2 protein-coding genes are annotated in these 1,059 nt (G+C 65.9%); one reads left to right on the forward strand and one right to left on the reverse strand.

Annotated features, from left to right (window positions below; all coding sequences use genetic code 11):
- On the forward strand, window positions 1-367 hold a 367-nt coding region (locus ACF1BH_RS30885; RefSeq protein WP_391647732.1), incomplete at its 5' end, for an IS30 family transposase.
- A 9-nt stretch (window positions 368-376) separates the two neighbouring features.
- Here the strand turns inward: ACF1BH_RS30885 and ACF1BH_RS30890 are convergent.
- Window positions 377-1,033 carry a class I SAM-dependent methyltransferase gene (locus tag ACF1BH_RS30890; protein WP_359726845.1) on the reverse strand — a complete coding sequence of 219 codons (657 nt, stop codon included), beginning with the start codon at window positions 1,031-1,033 and terminating at the stop codon, window positions 377-379.
- Window positions 1,034-1,059 lie beyond the last annotated feature (26 nt).

A 1,059-nucleotide genomic window follows, 5' to 3' on the forward strand; every position in this document is an offset into this window, starting at 1 on the left:
GCTTCCGCCCCATCTGCGACGGTCACTGACCTGGGACCAGGGCAACGAGATGGCAGGCCATGAGCTCTTCTCCATCGCCGCGAACATGCCGGTCTACTTCTGCAACCCGGGCAGTCCCTGGCAGCGTGGCTCGAACGAGAACACGAACGGCCTTCTCCGGCAGTACTTTGCCAAAGGATCCGACCTGTCTCGGTACACCCGCGAGCACCTGGACGCGGTGGCTGCCGAACTCAACAGCCGCCCACGCAAAACGCTCGGCTGGGAAACCCCAGCCGAGCGTCTGCAGAGTCTGATGGGTCCAGGAGTCCTGACAGCACAAGGGGCCTGCCGCGCGGTGCCATTGGCCCCAGAGCAAGCCGTGAGGTAGGCGGACCTCCTAGTGACGGTGCCAGACCAGCGTGTAGCGCCAAAACAGTCGTCGGTGCAGCCGTGCACCGGGTAGCGCCTGGTGGGCGTCGCGAACGATGTCTGCAAAGGTCATAGTCGCCGGTCGGGTCGGGGCGGTCATTGAGGCTGGGCGCGGCGCCTTGCGGCCCTTGTTCTTGATCCAGGCCATGGCGACGTTCGCCGGAATGGCCGCGGCGTCGATCAGGTAATCGCTCAGAGGCTGCGGGCGATAGACGCCGACGACGACCAGAGTTCCGTCGGGCGCCAGGTGCTGACGGAAGCAGGTGAGGGCGTCGCTGAACGGCATGTGGTGAATGGTGGCGACACATGTGATGACGTCGTAGGGGCCAGGCGGCACCTCCTTCAGTGCGTCTCCGACGGTGAAGGTCACGGGGGCGGCGGGGTCTGTGAGCTCCCGCGCGCGATCGACGATCGTGGGATCGACGTCGATACCCTGCACTGCTCCCGCCCGTGAGGCCAGGAGCCTGGCGAGGTCACCGCTGCCTGATCCGACGTCCAGAGCCCTGTCGAGACGTCTGGGCAGCTGGCGCAGGATCCACCGGTGGTAGTGGGCGTTGTGGTCCCAGGGGTGGGCGGCATGGAACTGCTCAAGTGCTCGCATGATGCGGGGCAGCAATGTCGTCATGGCGTGAGTCCATCAGCCCCTCGGTC

The organism is Streptomyces sp. NPDC014733 (assembly GCF_043083385.1).
GTDB lineage: Bacteria > Actinomycetota > Actinomycetes > Streptomycetales > Streptomycetaceae > Streptomyces.

Coding starts and splice junctions, on each gene's coding strand:
- ACF1BH_RS30890 (WP_359726845.1), bottom strand. CDS start 1,033: ATGACGACATTGCTGCCCCGCATCATGCGAGCACTTGAGCAGTTCCAT.